Origin of the sequence: Bacillus sp. RAR_M1_44 (assembly GCF_020165935.1) — a bacterium.
Taxonomy (GTDB): domain Bacteria; phylum Bacillota; class Bacilli; order Bacillales; family Bacillaceae; genus Bacillus; species Bacillus altitudinis.
Window position 1 is genome coordinate 1,954,791 of the sequence record NZ_JAIUKX010000001.1, and the last position, 21,365, is coordinate 1,976,155.

At 43.2% G+C, this 21,365-nt stretch carries 12 protein-coding genes, 2 tRNA genes and 3 rRNA genes; 15 read left to right on the plus strand and 2 right to left on the minus strand.

The genetic code is table 11. The features are described 5' to 3' along the window. Positions 1-131 precede the first annotated feature (131 nt). The 12 genes from dnaA to rrf all read left to right on the plus strand — a co-directional run bounded on the left by dnaA (position 132) and on the right by rrf (position 14,659). A complete protein-coding gene (dnaA, locus tag LCD34_RS10370; RefSeq protein ID WP_008347594.1) occupies positions 132-1,472 on the plus strand; it encodes a chromosomal replication initiator protein DnaA in 1,341 nt (446 codons plus the stop codon). Between the two features lie 196 nt (positions 1,473-1,668). Further along, positions 1,669-2,805 carry a DNA polymerase III subunit beta gene (gene dnaN / locus LCD34_RS10375; RefSeq protein ID WP_008347596.1) on the plus strand — a complete coding sequence of 379 codons (1,137 nt, stop codon included), beginning with the start codon at positions 1,669-1,671 and terminating at the stop codon, positions 2,803-2,805. Between the two features lie 150 nt (positions 2,806-2,955). Beyond that, a complete protein-coding gene (gene yaaA, locus LCD34_RS10380) occupies positions 2,956-3,171 on the plus strand; it encodes a S4 domain-containing protein YaaA (RefSeq protein ID WP_008347598.1) in 216 nt (71 codons plus the stop codon). A gap of 16 nt (positions 3,172-3,187) precedes the next feature. After that, positions 3,188-4,300, plus strand: coding sequence for a DNA replication/repair protein RecF (recF, locus tag LCD34_RS10385; protein ID WP_224558917.1), 1,113 nt, complete (start codon positions 3,188-3,190; stop codon positions 4,298-4,300). A gap of 17 nt (positions 4,301-4,317) precedes the next feature. Beyond that, entirely contained in the window at positions 4,318-4,563 is a 246-nt protein-coding gene (gene remB, locus LCD34_RS10390) for an extracellular matrix regulator RemB (RefSeq protein ID WP_008360920.1), read from the plus strand. A 57-nt stretch (positions 4,564-4,620) separates the two neighbouring features. Continuing rightward, the gene (gene gyrB / locus LCD34_RS10395; protein WP_026050185.1) at positions 4,621-6,537 is read left to right on the plus strand and encodes a DNA topoisomerase (ATP-hydrolyzing) subunit B; all 1,917 of its coding nucleotides are present in this window, start codon (positions 4,621-4,623) and stop codon (positions 6,535-6,537) included. A gap of 233 nt (positions 6,538-6,770) precedes the next feature. Then, positions 6,771-9,275 carry a DNA gyrase subunit A gene (gene gyrA / locus LCD34_RS10400; protein WP_008347605.1) on the plus strand — a complete coding sequence of 835 codons (2,505 nt, stop codon included), beginning with the start codon at positions 6,771-6,773 and terminating at the stop codon, positions 9,273-9,275. 366 nt (positions 9,276-9,641) lie between these two features. Beyond that, positions 9,642-11,190 (plus strand): 16S ribosomal RNA (locus LCD34_RS10405). Positions 11,191-11,286: 96 nt separating this feature from the next. After that, a tRNA-Ile gene (locus LCD34_RS10410) sits at positions 11,287-11,363 on the plus strand. 14 nt (positions 11,364-11,377) lie between these two features. Next, positions 11,378-11,453 (plus strand) — tRNA-Ala (locus LCD34_RS10415). Between the two features lie 98 nt (positions 11,454-11,551). After that, positions 11,552-14,482: ribosomal RNA gene (locus LCD34_RS10420) — 23S ribosomal RNA — on the plus strand. Between the two features lie 61 nt (positions 14,483-14,543). Continuing rightward, positions 14,544-14,659 (plus strand): 5S ribosomal RNA (gene rrf, locus LCD34_RS10425). Together the 16S, 23S and 5S rRNA genes with 2 tRNA genes alongside form the textbook arrangement of a ribosomal RNA operon. Before the next feature lie 11 nt (positions 14,660-14,670). Here the strand turns inward: rrf and LCD34_RS10430 are convergent. Beyond that, complete coding sequence (locus tag LCD34_RS10430; protein WP_224558919.1) at positions 14,671-15,639, minus strand: YaaC family protein; 969 nt, start codon at positions 15,637-15,639, stop codon at positions 14,671-14,673. A gap of 121 nt (positions 15,640-15,760) precedes the next feature. Here LCD34_RS10430 and guaB point away from each other — a divergent pair, with 121 nt between their 5' ends. Together guaB and LCD34_RS10440 are read left to right on the plus strand one after the other, a co-directional pair. Next, positions 15,761-17,227: an IMP dehydrogenase gene (guaB, locus tag LCD34_RS10435; protein WP_008342039.1), complete on the plus strand. Its 1,467-nt coding sequence runs from the start codon at positions 15,761-15,763 to the stop codon at positions 17,225-17,227. 160 nt (positions 17,228-17,387) lie between these two features. Beyond that, a complete protein-coding gene (locus tag LCD34_RS10440; protein ID WP_224558921.1) occupies positions 17,388-18,713 on the plus strand; it encodes a D-alanyl-D-alanine carboxypeptidase family protein in 1,326 nt (441 codons plus the stop codon). Positions 18,714-18,755: 42 nt separating this feature from the next. Here the strand turns inward: LCD34_RS10440 and LCD34_RS10445 are convergent, their stop codons facing one another. Further along, positions 18,756-20,234 (minus strand): PLP-dependent aminotransferase family protein, encoded by a 1,479-nt coding sequence (locus LCD34_RS10445; protein WP_007496070.1) that lies wholly within the window; start codon positions 20,232-20,234, stop codon positions 18,756-18,758. 246 nt (positions 20,235-20,480) lie between these two features. Here LCD34_RS10445 and pdxS point away from each other — a divergent pair, with 246 nt between their 5' ends. Continuing rightward, positions 20,481-21,365 carry a pyridoxal 5'-phosphate synthase lyase subunit PdxS gene (gene pdxS / locus LCD34_RS10450; RefSeq protein WP_025206589.1) on the plus strand — a complete coding sequence of 295 codons (885 nt, stop codon included), beginning with the start codon at positions 20,481-20,483 and terminating at the stop codon, positions 21,363-21,365.

The following is a 21,365-nucleotide window of genomic DNA, read 5'->3' on the forward strand; positions in this document are numbered from 1 at the left end:
CGTTTTTCTACTATATTAATTGTTTTCAACAAAGTATGTGCACGAATGGTGATGACCATTTGCTCTTTTTCGTGTTCTATAACAGTTTGATACTGGTCATTTTAAAAAGAAAAGGAGGGGGGAGAAGCCTTATGGAAAATATTTTGGATCTGTGGAATAAAGCACTTCAAAAAATAGAGACAAAATTGAGCAAACCTAGTTTTGAAACATGGATGAAGTCCACTAAAGCCCATTCTCTTCAAGGAGATACGCTGACTATTACTGCACCTAATGAATTTGCAAGAGACTGGCTCGAGTCAAGATACCTTCACTTAATTGCAGATACCATCTATGAACTGACAGGCGAAGAGCTCAGCATCAAATTTATTATTCCTCAAAATCAGGACGAAGAGGAAGCCATGCCAAAATCTCCAATCAAAAAAATGTCGAAAGAAGAACCCGTTGAAATTCCACAAAATATGCTGAATCCAAAATATACATTTGATACTTTTGTTATTGGTTCAGGCAACCGTTTTGCTCATGCCGCTTCACTTGCAGTCGCAGAAGCACCAGCAAAAGCATATAACCCGCTTTTTATTTATGGGGGCGTTGGTTTAGGAAAGACTCACTTAATGCATGCGATCGGTCATTACGTCATCGACCATAATCCATCAGCCAAAGTGGTCTATCTATCATCTGAAAAATTTACAAATGAATTTATCAACTCAATCCGAGACAACAAAGCAGTCGATTTCCGTAATCGCTATCGGAATGTAGATGTGCTTTTGATAGATGATATTCAATTTTTAGCAGGAAAAGAACAAACACAAGAAGAGTTTTTCCATACATTCAACACACTTCACGAAGAAAGTAAGCAAATCGTCATTTCTAGTGACCGTCCGCCAAAGGAAATTCCGACACTTGAAGACAGATTACGCTCTCGATTCGAATGGGGCTTAATTACAGACATTACCCCGCCAGATCTAGAAACGCGTATTGCGATCTTACGTAAAAAAGCAAAAGCAGAAGGTTTAGACATTCCGAATGAAGTCATGCTTTATATTGCCAATCAAATCGACAGCAACATTCGGGAACTGGAAGGTGCTTTGATTCGTGTTGTTGCTTACTCTTCTTTAATCAATAAAGACATCAATGCTGATCTAGCAGCTGAAGCCCTAAAGGACATCATTCCTTCATCGAAACCTAAGGTGATTACAATTAAAGATATTCAAAGAATTGTAGGGCAGCAATTTAATATTCGATTAGAAGATTTCAAAGCGAAGAAACGTACGAAATCAGTTGCTTATCCAAGACAAATTGCGATGTATCTCTCTAGAGAAATGACAGATTCCTCTCTACCTAAAATCGGAGAAGAATTTGGTGGACGAGATCATACGACCGTCATTCATGCTCATGAGAAAATTTCAAAATTAATCGTTGAAGATGAACAGCTTCAGCAGCATGTCAAAGAGATCAAAGAACAACTAAAATAATCAAGCTGATAAGATAAGTACGGGAAAATGTGAATAACTAGAGCATAGTCATACACAGTCTGTCCACATGTGGATAGGCTGTCTTTCCTTTCTTTCTACTGACTTATCCACATATTCACAAGCCCTACTAGTACTTCTACGATTTTTATTAAATAAATATATATACATGTCATTAAGAAAAATTAGGAGGACCACTATGAAATTCACGATTCAAAAAGATCGTCTTGTTGAAAGTGTCCAAGATGTATTAAAGGCCGTATCCTCTAGAACAACGATTCCTATTTTGACAGGGATTAAAATTGTTGCATCTGACGAAGGGGTTTCTCTCACAGGGAGCGATTCTGATATCTCAATCGAATCTTTTATTCCTCAAAGAGATGGAGATTTAGAAGTCATTACAATTGATCGACCAGGAAGTATTGTGCTGCAAGCCCGCTTCTTTAGCGAAATCGTTAAGAAACTGCCTATGTCTACTGTCGAAATTGAGGTAGAACAAAATCATCTGACCATCATCCGCTCTGGTTCAGCAGAATTTAATTTAAACGGCTTAGATGCTGAAGAATATCCGCATCTGCCACAAATTGAAGAGCATCATGCTTTTCAAATTCCAACAGATTTGCTTAAAAACCTTATCCGTCAAACGGTTTTCGCAGTGTCCACCTCAGAAACACGACCTATCTTGACAGGTGTAAACTGGAAGGTTGAAAAAGGTGAATTAATATGCACAGCAACGGATAGTCATCGTCTTGCTTTAAGAAAAGCGAAGTTGGATATTAACGAGGAAAGCTCGTACAATGTGGTCATTCCTGGAAAGAGTTTAACAGAGCTAAGTAAAATTCTTGATGATGGACAAGATCTTGTGAGCATCGTCATTACGGAGACACAGGTTCTCTTTAAAGCACAGAACGTGCTGTTCTTCTCAAGATTGCTGGATGGTAATTACCCAGATACAGCTCGCCTCATTCCGCAAGAAAGTAAAACGGATGTAGTGGTGAATACGAAAGAATTCCTTCAAGCGATTGATCGCGCGTCACTTTTAGCAAGAGAAGGGCGTAACAACGTTGTGAAGCTTTCTGCTGATCCTGCGCAAAGCCTTGAAATTTCTTCTAATTCGCCTGAAATCGGTAAAGTAGTTGAAACGGTGCAAGCAGATGACATTAAAGGGGAGGATCTCAAAATCTCTTTCAGTCCAAAATATATGCTTGATGCTTTAAAAGTATTAGAGGGAACAGAGATTCATGTCAGTTTCACTGGCGCAATGAGACCATTCCTATTACGAACGCCAAATGATGATTCCATTTTGCAATTGATTCTTCCAGTTAGAACGTATTAATTTGGTCTAAAATGGCTGCTGTGTGAGCGCACAGCAGCTTTTTTCCTCGTTTCCTCAGCTTTCTTTCATCCCAGTTCGCTTTCCCCCTTTCCTTCTTGTCTTGTTTTTTAGTACAATTAGATATTAGTGATATTGAAAGAGGTCGATACAATGCCTAATCTGATAACGATTGAAACAGAAATGATTACATTAGGGCAGTTTTTGAAATTAGCCGAAGTCATTCAATCTGGTGGAATGGCGAAGTGGTTTTTAAGTGAACATGAGGTGTTCATCAATCAAGAGCCAGATAATAGACGGGGACGCAAATTATACCCAGGTGATGTTGTCGAGATAGAAGGTCACGGCACATTTCAAGTTGTGAATTAGAAACGGGTGACAATACATGTACATTCAAAGTCTGGCGTTAACTTCATACCGAAACTATGAACACACCGAGCTTCAATTCGACAATAAGGTGAATGTGATGATTGGTGAGAACGCCCAAGGTAAAACGAACCTGATGGAAGCGATCTATGTATTGTCGATGGCAAAGTCTCATCGTACGTCAAATGATAAAGAACTTATCCGATGGGACGAAGACTATGCTAAAATAGAAGGTAGAGTCATCAAAAAAAATGGTCCACTCCCCATGCAGCTCGTGATCTCAAAAAAAGGAAAAAAGGGCAAGGTCAATCACATTGAACAACAGAAACTCAGTCATTATGTTGGTGCCTTGAACACCATCATGTTTGCACCAGAGGATCTCAGCCTTGTGAAAGGTAGCCCGCAAATCCGCAGAAGATTCCTCGACATGGAGATTGGACAAGTGTCTGCTGTCTACTTGCATGATTTATCGCTCTATCAAAAAATCCTCACTCAGCGAAATCATTACTTGAAACAATTGCAAACAAGAAAGCAAATGGATCAAGCGATGCTGGAGATTTTAACAGAGCAGTTGATTGATGCGGCAGCGAAGGTTGTCAAAAGACGACTGACTTTTACGAAACAGCTCGAAAAATGGGCGCAGCCGCTGCATTTTGGGATTTCAAGAGAGCTGGAAACGCTCACGCTCCAATACCAGACGGCCATAGAGGTATCAGAAGCGTCAGACTTGTCGAAAATAAAAAATAGCTATGAAGAATCGTTTCAGAAACTAAGAGACAGAGAAATAGACCGAGGGGTGACGCTATGGGGGCCTCACAGAGATGATCTTCTTTTCTTTGTGAATGGTCGGGATGTTCAGACATATGGCTCTCAAGGGCAGCAAAGAACAACAGCTCTTTCACTAAAGCTGGCAGAAATTGATCTGATTCATGAAGAAATCGGTGAATACCCAATTCTTCTACTCGATGATGTTTTATCTGAACTTGATGATTACAGACAGTCTCATTTGCTCCATACCATTCAGGGACGTGTACAGACCTTTGTCACCACTACGAGTGTTGAAGGCATCGACCACGCCACCCTGAAAGAAGCGGAAATTTTCAGAGTAGCCAGTGGAAAAGTAATTGACTGATAAATGAGGTGTGAGTCTTGTATATTCATTTAGGTGATGATTGTGTTGTTTCTACACGAGAGATTGTCGCAATTGTTGATTACAAAATGAGGTCATCTTCTGTTGTAGAGGAATTTCTTCAAAAACAAGAAGAACAAATCATTTCGTTGTCACAAGGGACACCCAAATCCATCGTCGTCACAACTGAATCCGTGTATTACTCTCCTCTTTCCTCAAGCACGCTCAAAAAACGTGCTTCATTTGTGATTGAAATTGAAGTCTAAAAGCTCAATTCATATAAATATATCGTTTAAGAAAAGTGTAGGTGAATGTACGTGGCAATGGAACAGCAACATAATAGTTATGATGAAAATCAGATACAGGTGCTCGAAGGACTAGAAGCGGTTAGAAAACGTCCAGGAATGTACATTGGGTCAACCAGTGCAAAAGGACTTCACCATCTTGTATGGGAAATTGTCGACAACAGTATTGATGAGGCTTTAGCTGGTTATTGTACAGACATTACAGTGCAAATTGAAAAAGATAATAGCATCACAGTGAAAGATAACGGCCGCGGAATTCCTGTTGGGATTCACGAAAAAATGGGACGTCCTGCTGTAGAAGTCATTATGACGGTTCTTCACGCTGGTGGTAAATTTGACGGCAGCGGTTATAAAGTATCTGGCGGTCTGCATGGTGTAGGGGCATCTGTTGTTAATGCGTTATCTACGACCTTAGACGTGACCGTATATCGTGATGGGAAAATTCATTATCAACAATTCAAACGCGGTGTTCCAGTTGGAGATTTAGAGGTCATTGGTGAAACAGATGTAACAGGGACAACCACTCATTTTGTGCCAGATCCAGAAATTTTCACTGAAACCATTGAATTTGATTACGACACACTCGCTAACCGTGTACGTGAGTTAGCTTTCTTAACAAAAGGCGTCAACATCATCATTGAAGACTTACGTGAAGGCAAAGAGCGAAGAAACGAATACTGCTATGAAGGCGGTATTAAGAGCTATGTAGAACATTTGAATCGCTCGAAGGAAGTCGTTCATGAAGAACCAGTTTACATCGAGGGTGAAAAAGACGGAATCACCGTTGAAGTTGCACTGCAATACAACGATTCCTATACAAGCAATATTTATTCTTTCGCCAACAACATCAACACATATGAAGGCGGATCACACGAAGCTGGCTTTAAAACCGGTCTGACGCGTGTCATCAATGATTATGCTCGTAAAAATGGCGTATTCAAAGATGGAGACTCGAATTTGAGCGGTGAAGATGTACGAGAAGGCTTAACAGCCATTATCTCTATCAAACATCCAGACCCTCAATTCGAAGGACAAACGAAGACAAAGCTCGGTAACTCAGAAGCAAGAACCATTACCGACTCCCTCTTCTCCGAAGCACTTGAGAAATTCCTCTTAGAGAACCCTGATGCTGCAAAGAAAATTGTGGAGAAAGGTGTGATGGCAGCTCGTGCAAGAATGGCTGCCAAAAAGGCACGTGAGCTGACAAGACGTAAAAGTGCACTGGAAGTCTCTAGCTTGCCTGGGAAACTGGCAGACTGTTCTTCCAAAGATCCTTCCATCTCTGAGCTTTATATCGTAGAGGGAGATTCTGCGGGCGGATCTGCTAAGCAAGGTCGTGATCGACATTTCCAAGCGATCTTACCGTTAAGAGGGAAGATCCTAAACGTTGAAAAAGCACGACTAGATAAAATTTTATCTAACAACGAGGTTCGTTCAATGATTACAGCGCTAGGGACTGGAATCGGAGAAGACTTCACTTTAGAGAAAGCACGTTATCACAAAATTGTGATTATGACTGATGCTGATGTTGATGGAGCGCATATTCGGACGCTACTCCTAACATTCTTCTATCGCTACATGCGTGAAATCATTGAAAACGGTTATGTGTATATTGCACAGCCGCCTTTATATAAAGTGCAGCAAGGAAAACGTGTTGAATACGTGTATAACGATAAACAGCTAGATGAACTGTTAAAAACACTGCCTCAAACACCGAAACCTGGACTTCAGCGTTATAAAGGTCTTGGAGAGATGAATGCTACTCAGCTTTGGGAAACAACAATGGATCCTGATGCGAGAACACTTCTTCAAGTGACACTTGAGGATGCAATCGATGCTGATGAGACTTTTGAAATGCTAATGGGCGATAAAGTAGAGCCGAGACGTAACTTTATCGAAGAAAATGCACAATACGTAAAAAATCTTGATATTTAGATAGGTATCCCCCTTGAGAGCAACCTTATTTCTTGTTTGGAATAAGGTTGTTTTTCAAGAAACAGGGGCGTGAAACGAATGTCCTGGTTTTCTGCGTTTCGTTGATTTTCTAGTAAATAAATGTGTATAAAGGCAAGATTATTGATATAATGGAGAATAGTCTTGTGAAGATAAATACATATTTTACTCCCACATAATTTATTTCATGTGATACGTAAAGGGAGGTTCTTATAGTGAGTGAACAACATACACCAAATGTACGCGAAGTGAATATTAGCCATGAAATGCGTACGTCCTTTTTAGATTATGCAATGAGTGTTATTGTTTCGCGTGCATTACCAGATGTGCGAGACGGATTGAAGCCCGTGCATCGAAGAATTTTGTATGCGATGAATGACCTAGGTATGACAAGTGATAAACCATTTAAGAAATCTGCTCGTATCGTTGGGGAAGTTATCGGTAAGTACCACCCTCACGGTGATAGCGCTGTATATGAAGCGATGGTTCGGATGGCGCAAGATTTCAACTATCGTAATATGCTAGTTGAAGGACACGGGAACTTTGGTTCAGTCGATGGAGACGGCGCAGCAGCCATGCGTTATACCGAGGCACGTCTTTCTAAAATTTCGATGGAGATCCTGCGTGATATCACAAAGGACACCATTGATTATCAAGATAACTACGATGGCAGTGAAAGAGAGCCAGTCGTTATGCCTGCTAGGTTCCCGAACTTATTAGTGAACGGGGCAACTGGAATCGCTGTAGGGATGGCAACGAATATCCCGCCTCACCAACTAGGTGAAGTGATTGATGGGGTATTGGCAATTAGTCAAAATCCTGAAATGACGACACAGGAACTAATGGACATCATTCCAGGTCCAGACTTCCCAACTGCGGGACAAATCATTGGCCGAAGTGGTATTCGTAAAGCGTATGAAACAGGACGAGGCTCTATTACATTACGTGCAAAGTCAAATATCGAAGAAACATCTAGTGGTAAGCAGCGCATTGTCATCAACGAGATTCCTTATCAGGTTAACAAAGCTCGTTTGATCGAAAAAATCGCTGATCTTGTCCGTGATAAAAAGATTGATGGCATTACAGATCTTCGTGATGAATCTGACCGTAATGGAATGAGAATTGTCATTGAACTACGAAGAGACGCAAACGTCCATGTTCTATTAAACAATCTTTATAAACAAACGACACTTCAAACGTCCTTCGGTATTAACTTGCTTGCACTTGTTGATGGACAGCCGAAAGTGTTATCTCTCAAACAATGTCTTGAATATTACCTTGAGCATCAGAAAGTGATCATTCGTCGAAGAACGGCGTATGAATTGCGTAAAGCGGAAGCAAGAGCTCATATTTTAGAAGGCTTAAGAATTGCGCTTGATCACTTAGATGAGGTCATTGCCTTAATTAGAGGCTCTCAAACTGCTGAAATTGCAAGAAATGGTTTGATGGAAAACTATAGCTTGTCTGAAAAACAAGCACAGGCCATTCTCGATATGCGACTCCAGCGTTTGACTGGTTTAGAAAGAGAGAAAATAGAAGATGAATACAAAGGGCTTGTTGAATTGATTGCTGAATTGAAAGCCATTCTAGCAGACAATGAGAAAGTTCTAGAAATCATTAGAGAAGAATTAACAGAAATCAAAGAACGCTTCAATGATACGCGCCGCACAGAAATTGTGACAGCGGGTATAGAAACAATCGAAGACGAAGATTTGATTCCTGTTGAAAATATTGTGATCACACTGACTCATAATGGTTATATTAAGCGCCTGCCTGCATCAACATACCGCAGTCAAAAAAGAGGCGGTAAAGGTGTACAAGGAATGGGAACCAACGAAGATGATTTCGTTGAACAGCTGATCTCAACATCTACGCACGATACGATTCTCTTCTTCTCTAATAAAGGGAAGGTTTATCGAGCGAAGGGCTATGAGATCCCTGAATTCGGACGAACAGCGAAAGGGATTCCGATTATTAACCTTCTTGAAGTAGAAAAGGGAGAGTGGATAAACGCCATTATTCCAGTCAGCGAATTTGATGAAGATTCGTATCTCTTCTTTACAACAAGACACGGTGTATCGAAACGAACGTCATTGTCTCAATTTGCAAACATCCGAAACAATGGTTTGATTGCACTCAGCCTGCGTGATGAAGATGAATTGATGGCTGTTCGTTTAACCAATGGTGAAAAACAAATCATCATCGGAACGAAAAAAGGAATGCTCATTCGTTTCGACGAGACAGATGTTCGTGAAATGGGACGTACAGCAGCTGGAGTTAAAGGGATCACACTTTCTGAGGATGACATCGTCGTTGGAATGGAAATCCTTGAGCCAGATGCAAACGTATTGATCGTAACTGAAAAAGGTTATGGTAAATTAACGCCTGAAAAAGAATATCGTGTCCAAAGCCGTGGTGGTAAAGGTCTGAAAACATGCAAGATCACTGACAACAACGGTCCGCTTGTTGCAGTGAAGGCGACTAACGCTGAAGCTGAAGAAGACTTGATGATTATTACAGGTAGTGGTGTCATCATCCGTATGGCTGTTTCAGATATCTCCACAACAGGCCGAGTCACTCAAGGTGTCCGCCTGATCCGTCTAGGTGATGATGAACATGTCGCTACAGTGGCATTAGTAGAACAATCACCAGAAGACGATGAAGAGAATAGTGAAGAAAACGTAGAAAATGTAGAGTCAGATCAAGAGCAATCTGAGTAAAGATAAAGCCGGTTTTTCACCGGCTTTATTTTTTTTTGAAAAAACATGATTTTTTTTGAAGTTTATAATGCTTTTTTCATAGATATGTGTTAATCTTTCAAAGGAGCAAAAAGAGGCTCTATTTTTTATCTCTTTCATAACAAAAACTTCTTAAAAAAATAAAATGTTTTTCAAGAAAAATGTTGACTGTTGATAGAGATATATGATATATTTAAGTGGTCGCTTTGAGAGAGTGACAAACAAGTTCTTTGAAAACTAAACAAGACAAAACGTACCTGTTAATTCGAGTTTTTATAAAAAAATCCTATGATACATCATAGGTAGTCAGTCAAACGCTGATGAAAAACAAAACTTCGGTTTTGTACTTTTTCGGAGAGTTTGATCCTGGCTCAGGACGAACGCTGGCGGCGTGCCTAATACATGCAAGTCGAGCGGACAGAAGGGAGCTTGCTCCCGGATGTTAGCGGCGGACGGGTGAGTAACACGTGGGTAACCTGCCTGTAAGACTGGGATAACTCCGGGAAACCGGAGCTAATACCGGATAGTTCCTTGAACCGCATGGTTCAAGGATGAAAGACGGTTTCGGCTGTCACTTACAGATGGACCCGCGGCGCATTAGCTAGTTGGTGAGGTAACGGCTCACCAAGGCGACGATGCGTAGCCGACCTGAGAGGGTGATCGGCCACACTGGGACTGAGACACGGCCCAGACTCCTACGGGAGGCAGCAGTAGGGAATCTTCCGCAATGGACGAAAGTCTGACGGAGCAACGCCGCGTGAGTGATGAAGGTTTTCGGATCGTAAAGCTCTGTTGTTAGGGAAGAACAAGTGCAAGAGTAACTGCTTGCACCTTGACGGTACCTAACCAGAAAGCCACGGCTAACTACGTGCCAGCAGCCGCGGTAATACGTAGGTGGCAAGCGTTGTCCGGAATTATTGGGCGTAAAGGGCTCGCAGGCGGTTTCTTAAGTCTGATGTGAAAGCCCCCGGCTCAACCGGGGAGGGTCATTGGAAACTGGGAAACTTGAGTGCAGAAGAGGAGAGTGGAATTCCACGTGTAGCGGTGAAATGCGTAGAGATGTGGAGGAACACCAGTGGCGAAGGCGACTCTCTGGTCTGTAACTGACGCTGAGGAGCGAAAGCGTGGGGAGCGAACAGGATTAGATACCCTGGTAGTCCACGCCGTAAACGATGAGTGCTAAGTGTTAGGGGGTTTCCGCCCCTTAGTGCTGCAGCTAACGCATTAAGCACTCCGCCTGGGGAGTACGGTCGCAAGACTGAAACTCAAAGGAATTGACGGGGGCCCGCACAAGCGGTGGAGCATGTGGTTTAATTCGAAGCAACGCGAAGAACCTTACCAGGTCTTGACATCCTCTGACAACCCTAGAGATAGGGCTTTCCCTTCGGGGACAGAGTGACAGGTGGTGCATGGTTGTCGTCAGCTCGTGTCGTGAGATGTTGGGTTAAGTCCCGCAACGAGCGCAACCCTTGATCTTAGTTGCCAGCATTTAGTTGGGCACTCTAAGGTGACTGCCGGTGACAAACCGGAGGAAGGTGGGGATGACGTCAAATCATCATGCCCCTTATGACCTGGGCTACACACGTGCTACAATGGACAGAACAAAGGGCTGCGAGACCGCAAGGTTTAGCCAATCCCACAAATCTGTTCTCAGTTCGGATCGCAGTCTGCAACTCGACTGCGTGAAGCTGGAATCGCTAGTAATCGCGGATCAGCATGCCGCGGTGAATACGTTCCCGGGCCTTGTACACACCGCCCGTCACACCACGAGAGTTTGCAACACCCGAAGTCGGTGAGGTAACCTTTATGGAGCCAGCCGCCGAAGGTGGGGCAGATGATTGGGGTGAAGTCGTAACAAGGTAGCCGTATCGGAAGGTGCGGCTGGATCACCTCCTTTCTAAGGATATTTGGAGCAGCGTACGTTTTTCGTCTTGTTTAGTTTTGAAGGAACTTGCAAAAGATCCTACAACATCATATCTTCGATATGAAAGATGGGCCTGTAGCTCAGCTGGTTAGAGCGCACGCCTGATAAGCGTGAGGTCGGTGGTTCGAGTCCACTCAGGCCCACCATCTTCTATTAAATCGGGGCCTTAGCTCAGCTGGGAGAGCGCCTGCCTTGCACGCAGGAGGTCAGCGGTTCGATCCCGCTAGGCTCCACCAACGTGTTCTTTGAAAACTAGATAACAATAAGTAATACATTCACATTGAATGCAATGCAAAGTTCATCACACATAGTGATTCTTTCTAAAGTAAGAAATGGTTAAGTTAGAAAGGGCGCACGGTGGATGCCTTGGCACTAGGAGCCGATGAAGGACGGGACGAACACCGATATGCTTCGGGGAGCTGTAAGCAAGCTTTGATCCGGAGATTTCCGAATGGGGAAACCCACTGCTCGTAATGGAGTAGTATCCATACTTGAATACATAGAGTATGAGAAGGCATACCCGGGGAACTGAAACATCTAAGTACCCGGAGGAAGAGAAAGCAAATGCGATTCCCTGAGTAGCGGCGAGCGAAACGGGAACAGCCCAAACCAAGAGGCTTGCCTCTTGGGGTTGTAGGACACTCTATACGGAGTTACAAAGGAACGATATAAGCGAAGAGGTCTGGAAAGGCCCGCCAAAGAAGGTAACAGCCCTGTAACTGAAATGTTGTTCTCTCCAGAGTGGATCCTGAGTACGGCGGAACACGTGAAATTCCGTCGGAATCCGGGAGGACCATCTCCCAAGGCTAAATACTCCCTAGTGACCGATAGTGAACCAGTACCGTGAGGGAAAGGTGAAAAGCACCCCGGAAGGGGAGTGAAATAGATCCTGAAACCGTGTGCCTACAAGTAGTCAGAGCCCGTTAACGGGTGATGGCGTGCCTTTTGTAGAATGAACCGGCGAGTTACGATCCCGTGCAAGGTTAAGCAGAAGATGCGGAGCCGCAGCGAAAGCGAGTCTGAATAGGGCGCATGAGTACGTGGTCGTAGACCCGAAACCAGGTGATCTACCCATGTCCAGGGTGAAGTTCAGGTAACACTGAATGGAGGCCCGAACCCACGCACGTTGAAAAGTGCGGGGATGAGGTGTGGGTAGGGGTGAAATGCCAATCGAACCTGGAGATAGCTGGTTCTCTCCGAAATAGCTTTAGGGCTAGCCTCAAGGTAAGAGTCTCGGAGGTAGAGCACTGATTGGACTAGGGGCCCCTACCGGGTTACCGAATTCAGTCAAACTCCGAATGCCGATGACTTATCCTTGGGAGTCAGACTGCGAGTGATAAGATCCGTAGTCGAAAGGGAAACAGCCCAGACCGCCAGCTAAGGTCCCAAAGTATACGTTAAGTGGAAAAGGATGTGGAGTTGCTTAGACAACCAGGATGTTGGCTTAGAAGCAGCCACCATTTAAAGAGTGCGTAATAGCTCACTGGTCGAGTGACTCTGCGCCGAAAATGTACCGGGGCTAAACGTATCACCGAAGCTGCGGACTGTTCTTACGAACAGTGGTAGGAGAGCGTTCTAAGTGCAGTGAAGTCAGACCGGAAGGACTGGTGGAGCGCTTAGAAGTGAGAATGCCGGTATGAGTAGCGAAAGACGGGTGAGAATCCCGTCCACCGAATGCCTAAGGTTTCCTGAGGAAGGCTCGTCCGCTCAGGGTTAGTCGGGACCTAAGCCGAGGCCGAAAGGCGTAGGCGATGGACAACAGGTTGATATTCCTGTACCACCTCCTCACCATTTGAGCAATGGGGGGACGCAGGAGGATAGGGTAAGCGCGGTATTGGATATCCGCGTCCAAGCAGTTAGGCTGGGAAATAGGCAAATCCGTTTCCCGTGAAGGCTGAGCTGTGATGGCGAGCGAAATTTAGTAGCGAAGTTCCTGATTCCACACTGCCAAGAAAAGCCTCTAGCGAGGTGAGAGGTGCCCGTACCGCAAACCGACACAGGTAGGCGAGGAGAGAATCCTAAGGTGATCGAGAGAACTCTCGTTAAGGAACTCGGCAAAATGACCCCGTAACTTCGGGAGAAGGGGTGCTTCTTAGGGTGTTAAAGCCCCGAGAAGCCGCAGTGAATAGGCCCAGGCGACTGTTTAGCAAAAACACAGGTCTCTGCGAAGCCGTAAGGCGAAGTATAGGGGCTGACGCCTGCCCGGTGCTGGAAGGTTAAGAGGAGCGCTTAGCGTAAGCGAAGGTGCGAATTGAAGCCCCAGTAAACGGCGGCCGTAACTATAACGGTCCTAAGGTAGCGAAATTCCTTGTCGGGTAAGTTCCGACCCGCACGAAAGGCGCAACGATCTGGGCACTGTCTCAACGAGAGACTCGGTGAAATTATAGTACCTGTGAAGATGCAGGTTACCCGCGACAGGACGGAAAGACCCCGTGGAGCTTTACTGCAGCCTGATATTGAATGTTGGTACAGCTTGTACAGGATAGGTAGGAGCCTTGGAAACCGGAGCGCTAGCTTCGGTGGAGGCATCGGTGGGATACTACCCTGGCTGTATTGACCTTCTAACCCGCTGCCCTTATCGGGCAGGGAGACAGTGTCAGGTGGGCAGTTTGACTGGGGCGGTCGCCTCCTAAAATGTAACGGAGGCGCCCAAAGGTTCCCTCAGAATGGTTGGAAATCATTCGCAGAGTGTAAAGGCACAAGGGAGCTTGACTGCGAGACCTACAAGTCGAGCAGGGACGAAAGTCGGGCTTAGTGATCCGGTGGTTCCGCATGGAAGGGCCATCGCTCAACGGATAAAAGCTACCCCGGGGATAACAGGCTTATCTCCCCCAAGAGTCCACATCGACGGGGAGGTTTGGCACCTCGATGTCGGCTCATCGCATCCTGGGGCTGTAGTCGGTCCCAAGGGTTGGGCTGTTCGCCCATTAAAGCGGTACGCGAGCTGGGTTCAGAACGTCGTGAGACAGTTCGGTCCCTATCCGTCGCGGGCGCAGGAAATTTGAGAGGAGCTGTCCTTAGTACGAGAGGACCGGGATGGACGCACCGCTGGTGTACCAGTTGTTCTGCCAAGGGCATCGCTGGGTAGCTATGTGCGGACGGGATAAGTGCTGAAAGCATCTAAGCATGAAGCCCCCCTCAAGATGAGATTTCCCATTCCGCAAGGAAGTAAGATCCCTGAAAGATGATCAGGTTGATAGGTCTGAGGTGGAAGCGTGGTGACACGTGGAGCTGACAGATACTAATAGATCGAGGACTTAACCTATATTCTAATGTGAAAAATGAACATTGTTATCTAGTTTTGAGAGAACATTCTCTCCATCAGGTTTGGTGGCGATAGCGAAGAGGTCACACCCGTTCCCATACCGAACACGGAAGTTAAGCTCTTCAGCGCCGATGGTAGTTGGGGGTTTCCCCCTGTGAGAGTAGGACGCCGCCAAGCTTGTCAAAGGATCAGTTCCAATCGGAACTGGTCTTTTTTGTGTTTTCTTCTAGCAGCATCATAATATAAGCCGGAAACTTGTCCTCTGCAATCTCCATATAACGTTCAATCATGACATAATCATCACTAATGTATTGAGATAAAAGCTCGTACCACCATTCTGTTTCGTAGCGGGCAATCATACTGAGGTTATACATTAACAAGTAATGGCTGATGATCTCAGGAATTCCTAAAAAGGCATCTCGCGTTGATGGAATGAACCATTGATTCATTTCTAAATCATAATGAAGATGAGTAGCAAGAGCAGGGTTTTCTTCTGAAAATACATCAAATGTTAGTTTTTTAGCTTCTCGTTGCTTAAGCTTCCAAGTTGTATGGAACTCAAAATATTCAATAAAACGTTCGGCAGACATGTTATAGAGCAAGGGAATATGATCTTGAATCAACATGCCATTTGTTTGCTCTACTTTCACTAAAGTAGAGGGTTGTTTTTGAAACTCCAGAATATGACCCATCTCAGGTATTTTTGAAAGGAGATTGATCATCGTAAATCGTTCATCTTCAAGACCATTTAAATGAAATAAGTGCTTTAATACATGCATACATAATCCGTTTCGCTGAATCTTGACTTCATCCTCACTAAAACGATAATGTTGCTTCTTTCTTTTTCTTGAGGTGACGCCATGAGCTAAGACAGAGGTTTGAGAAGGATAGTCTGGATCCACTGTCAGCAAACATGCCTTTAACAGCTGTGCCATTCCATAAAACAATAAAATCGGTTTTAATTCAAGCGGAGCTGATGCGGCTTGGTCATAAAATGTATGACCGTGCTTTAAAAAGTAAATAAATCGTTCACAGTTTTTATAGGCTTGCTGGTTTGCCTCCTGAATGTTCCGTTTTTCGTACTGTTGAAATAGAAACTTTTGGGAAGTTTCAAGTGAGTAAAAACGTTTTAAATCCTTCCATCCTGAACTTTTCATCTTCTTCCTCAACTCTCTTTATATTTTCTAAAAATTGCAACTGTTTGTTGCTTCCTTGACATGCTGTTTCCTAGTTGATAATCTACATATAATATTTTGCCGAAAAGAGGGGGATTTACTAATGTGGGAAAGTAAATTTTCAAAAGAAGGTTTGACGTTTGACGACGTGTTGCTTGTTCCAGCAAAGTCTGAGGTGCTTCCGCGTGATGTCAATTTATCAGTTGAGTTAACAAGCACTTTAAAGTTGAACATTCCAATTATTAGTGCAGGAATGGATACTGTGACGGAATCACAAATGGCGATTGCAATGGCACGTCAAGGTGGTCTTGGAATCATCCATAAGAATATGTCTATTGAGCAGCAAGCAGAACAAGTGGACAAAGTAAAACGTTCAGAGCGTGGCGTTATTACAAATCCATTTTTCTTAACACCGGATCATCAAGTATTCGATGCAGAACATTTAATGGGTAAGTATCGTATTTCTGGTGTACCGATTGTTAATAACGAACAAGATCAAAAGCTTGTTGGGATTATTACGAACCGTGACCTTCGTTTTATTTCGGATTATTCAATGAAGATTAGCGACGTGATGACAAAAGAGGAACTTGTGACAGCTTCTGTTGGAACAACATTAGAAGAAGCTGAAAAAATCCTTCAGCAATATAAAATTGAAAAATTACCTCTTTTAGATGACGAAGGAACATTAAAAGGTCTCATCACCATCAAAGATATTGAAAAAGTGATTGAATTCCCTAACTCCTCTAAAGATGCACATGGACGTTTAATTGTTGGTGCCGCTGTAGGTGTCACTGGCGATACAATGACTCGTGTGAAAAAATTAGTAGAAGCCAATGTTGATGTGATCGTCATTGATACAGCACACGGTCATTCTCAAGGTGTTCTAGACACTGTTTCGAAAATCCGTGAAACGTATCCTTCTCTTAACATCATTGCTGGTAACGTTGCAACAGCTGAAGCAACAAAAGCATTGTTTGAAGCTGGAGCAGATATTGTAAAAGTGGGTATTGGACCAGGATCGATTTGTACAACACGTGTTGTTGCAGGGGTCGGTGTACCACAAATCACAGCGATTTATGACTGTGCAACAGAAGCAAGAAAGCATGGTAAATCTATTATTGCAGATGGTGGAATTAAATATTCAGGTGATATCGTGAAAGCATTAGCTTCTGGTGGACATGCTGTTATGCTGGGAAGCCTTCTTGCTGGTACATCTGAAAGCCCAGGAGAAACAGAAATTTTCCAAGGCAGACGTTTCAAAGTATATCGTGGTATGGGTTCTGTTGCTGCAATGGAAAAAGGAAGTAAAGATCGTTACTTCCAAGAAGATAATAAAAAATTCGTTCCAGAAGGTATCGAAGGACGTACACCGTATAAAGGACCAGTTGTTGACACTGTTTACCAACTCGTTGGCGGTATTCGCTCTGGTATGGGCTACTGTGGAACACAGGACTTACGTACTCTTAGAGAAGAAGCACAATTCATTCGCATGACAGGTGCAGGTCTTCGTGAGAGCCATCCACATGATGTACAAATTACAAAAGAATCACCAAACTACACAATTTCTTGATAAATTGTGACAATCAAATTACATTTGACAGGGTCTATGACTCTGTCTATTTTTTTTGTCTTTATTGTGATAAAATTTATACTGTTGTGTCGAAATAAGCCCTTGTGGATTAAATATATATGAAAAACGTCGAAAAAAGATGAATACGGAGGTATGACGATTGAACAGCAAGATGTTGAAACAGCTTATGGTCTCTATCCTTGCATTGGCATTGATTGTTACTGCATTTACCCCAATGTCCAAAGCAAAAGCGGCTGAAGATCCATTCAATGTGAATGCGAAAGCAGCCATCCTTATTGAAGCTTCTACAGGTAAAATTCTTTATAGTAAAAACGCAGAACAAAGACTGCCTATTGCAAGTATGGCAAAGATGATGACAGAGTATCTATTACTAGAGGCGATTGCTGAAGGCAAAGTGAAATGGGATCAAACATATACGCCAGATGATTACGTGTACGAAATTTCTCAGGACCGTAGTTTATCCAATGTTCCATTGAGAAAAGATGGTTCGTATACTGTCAAAGAACTTTATCAAGCAACGGCTATTTATTCAGCAAATGCAGCAGCAATTGGTCTATCAGAGGTAATCGCTGGATCAGAATCAAAGTTTGTTGAAAAAATGAATGCAAAAGCAAAAGAACTTGGCTTAACCAATTACAAATTCGTGAATGCAACTGGATTAGAAAATAAAGACTTACATGGCAAACAGCCAAAAGGTACGGGACCTGATGAAGAAAGCGAAGTTTCCGCAAAGGATATGGCTTTGCTTGCACAGCATCTCATCAAAGATCATCCAGAAATTCTTGAAACAGCAAGCATCGCGAAAACAAAGTTCAGAGAAGGCACAGATGACGAAATGGACATGCCAAACTGGAACTTTATGCTTAAAGGACTTGTGAAAGAATATGAAGGCGTAGACGGTCTGAAAACGGGCTCTACTGATTCAGCTGGTTCTAGCTTCACAGGTACAGCAAAACGTGGTGACATGCGTGTGATCGCAGTTGTCCTGAATGCTAAAGGAAATCTTCATACAGCTCGTTTTGATGTGGCGAAAAAATTGTTCGATTATGCCTTTAAAAACTTCACGATGAAAGAAATGTACAAAAAAGGCCAACAAATCAAGGGACATCAAAACATCGAAGTCGATAAAGGGAAAGATAAAGAAGTACCCGTCGTGACGAAAGAAGCTTTCTCTGTACCGGTTAAAAATGGTGATGAGAAGAGCTATAAAGCGAAAGTAAATATTGATAAAAAGAACCTAGAAGCTCCTATTAAAAAAGGAACAAAGGTTGGCATGCTGACGACTTCTTATTCTGGTGATGAGAAGGACTACGGCTATTTGAGTAAAGACCAATCAGGTGTTGAGCTTGTGACGAAAACAGGTGATGAAAAAGCAAACTGGTTCATCCTTGCAATGCGTGGTGTAGGTGGATTCTTCGCTGGCATTTGGGGCGGAATCGTCGACACAGTAAAAGGTTGGTTCTAATAAAAAAACTGCTCTCTATATGTGAGAGCAGTTTTTTTATCGTTAAAAGAAAAGAGATTGTTTGTGGTTTTGAGGTGTAGACAAGGCCTGCTGAAAAATACCACATAACTTTTCCATCCCTTCTGTCAGTGCCTTTTCATTCACATAAGAAAAACTGAGACGTATATAATTCTGCTTCGGCTCCCCAGGATAGCAGACAGAGCCAGGCAGGAAGGTGATTTGCTGCTTCCGTGCCTCATGTAATAGGGCACGTGTATCGACCCAGGAAGGAAAGCTAAGCCACAAATTGAGCCCGCCCTGTGGTATTTGCCACGTGACGTCCTTTGGCGCATGCTTTGTCAACACTTCCATCATCAAATCGCGTCTCACCTTCAAGGCAGTTCTTAATTTTTTCGTATGATCGATCATTTTCTTGGAAGTGAGAAACGGTAAGATCGCCTTTTGGGTGAGAAGCGGGCTCCCTAAATCATTATTGGCTTTTGCAGCTAATAAACGGTTAAATATAGAGCCTGACGCTGTAATAATTCCAATTCTGCATCCTGGAGCCAGTGTCTTGCTTAATCCTCGTAAATAAATGACGTGTCCATCGTGATCTAGGCTTTTAATGGGGGCCGGCGGTTTCTTTTCAAAATAAAGCTCACGATAAGGATCATCTTCTACAATGAGACAATCAATGCTTTGTGCCAGTAAAAGCAGCTGCTTTCTTCGTTTCATCGACATACTAGCACCTGTAGGACTGTGAAAAGTAGGAATGGTATAGATGAGCTTTGGTTTATATTTATCACAAATGCTTTGAAGCTGTTTCATGTTCATTCCTTCATGATCGACAGGAACCGTAATAATTCGTGCCCCTCTCCCCATAAAGACATCAATTGCGCCTGGATAGGTGGGCGCCTCCATGACAACTACATCATCCGGCCCGATAAATGTACGTGCTACTAAATCAAGCCCTTGCTGAGAACCGCTAGTGACAAGGATATTTTCAGGAGTAGATGGGACATCTAATTTTTCTAGAAATGATTGAATGACCTGACGAAGCTGAAGGTCACCTTGTATTTCTCCGTATTTTGACATGATTTGAGGATGCCGGGCTAGGACATGCTGCATTTCTTTTTCTAAATACCGGTTAGGTAAAAGACCAGGATCAATCATAGAGGAAGAAAGATTAATGGCTTCTTCGACATAGTGATACTGAGCAAATTGAGACCTTGGTAAATAATCAGGGATCGATAACTGCCAATCGAAAGAAGTAGATGACTGAACCGGGATGTCAGTTTGCTCATGCTGCTCATTCACAAACGTACCTTTTCCTTGTACAGTCGTTAAAAATCCGTCGTCCTTAAGCCGTGTATAGGCTTTTGCTGCTGTGACAAGACTTACATTCAGCTGTTTCGCTAGATCACGTACAGTCGGCAGCTTATCGCCTTGCTGAAGCAGACCTGATTGAATGTGATCAACGATGGAAAAGTAAATCTGATTCGAAAGAGATGTATCTGAATGTCGATGGATATCAATATGCATGAAAATCCTCCAATGGGTGTGGAATTGTTATAGATGGTTTCGAATTGTTATAGATGCATTATAACATGTTAATAACACTTAAAAGAGGGAATGATGCCTTTTTAACTATGAAACCTTGATATATAAGGGTTTCTTCTTTTTTATGAGCTGATTGAATTGTTATACTATTCTCTTTATTGTTATACTCTAACGCTTGTATGATAAAGGTGTTGAATCAATCGAATAGACAAATGGGAGGAAACAATTGTGAGCAATAAGGGAACTGAACGAGTAAAACGTGGAATGGCAGAAATGCAAAAAGGTGGCGTCATTATGGATGTCGTCAATGCTGAGCAGGCAAAAATCGCAGAAGAAGCAGGCGCAGTGGCAGTAATGGCACTAGAACGAGTACCAGCTGATATCCGTGCAGCAGGCGGTGTTGCCCGTATGGCAGATCCAAGAATCGTAGAAGAAGTACAAAATGCAGTAACGATTCCAGTCATGGCAAAAGCACGTATCGGCCACATCGTGGAAGCTCGTGTTCTTGAAGCACTTGGTGTTGATTATATTGATGAGAGTGAAGTGCTGACGCCCGCAGATGAGGAATTCCATTTAAATAAAAATGAATACACGGTTCCTTTCGTATGTGGCTGCCGTGATCTAGGTGAGGCGACTCGTCGTATTGCAGAAGGTGCATCTATGTTGCGTACAAAAGGTGAGCCTGGTACAGGAAATATTGTAGAAGCTGTTCGTCATATGAGAAAGGTCAATGCTCAAATTCGTAAAGTGGCGGCAATGAGTGAAGATGAATTGATGACAGAAGCCAAGAATCTGGGCGCACCTTATGAATTATTGGTTCAAATTAAAAAAGAAGGCAAATTGCCAGTTGTAAACTTTGCAGCTGGAGGTGTTGCGACACCAGCAGATGCAGCATTAATGATGCAGCTTGGAGCAGATGGTGTGTTTGTCGGCTCTGGTATCTTCAAATCAGACAATCCAGCTAAGTTTGCAAAAGCGATTGTAGAAGCAACGACTCATTTCACAGATTACCGTCTAATTGCAGAGCTTTCTAAAGAGCTTGGAACAGCGATGAAAGGAATTGAAATTTCAAATCTATTGCCAGAAGAGCGTATGCAAGAGCGTGGCTGGTAA

What these genes read in the sequence shown, in the direction of transcription:
- dnaN (WP_008347596.1), top strand. Translation starts at nt 1,669, where the DNA reads ATGAAATTCACGATTCAAAAAGATCGTCTTGTTGAAAGTGTCCAAGAT.
- recF (WP_224558917.1), top strand. Translation starts at nt 3,188, where the DNA reads ATGTACATTCAAAGTCTGGCGTTAACTTCATACCGAAACTATGAACAC.
- gyrB (WP_026050185.1), top strand. Translation starts at nt 4,621, where the DNA reads ATGGAACAGCAACATAATAGTTATGATGAAAATCAGATACAGGTGCTC.
- dnaA (WP_008347594.1), top strand. Translation starts at nt 132, where the DNA reads ATGGAAAATATTTTGGATCTGTGGAATAAAGCACTTCAAAAAATAGAG.
- guaB (WP_008342039.1), top strand. Translation starts at nt 15,761, where the DNA reads ATGTGGGAAAGTAAATTTTCAAAAGAAGGTTTGACGTTTGACGACGTG.
- LCD34_RS10445 (WP_007496070.1), bottom strand. Translation starts at nt 20,234, where the DNA reads ATGCATATTGATATCCATCGACATTCAGATACATCTCTTTCGAATCAG.
- yaaA (WP_008347598.1), top strand. Translation starts at nt 2,956, where the DNA reads ATGCCTAATCTGATAACGATTGAAACAGAAATGATTACATTAGGGCAG.
- LCD34_RS10430 (WP_224558919.1), bottom strand. Translation starts at nt 15,639, where the DNA reads ATGAAAAGTTCAGGATGGAAGGATTTAAAACGTTTTTACTCACTTGAA.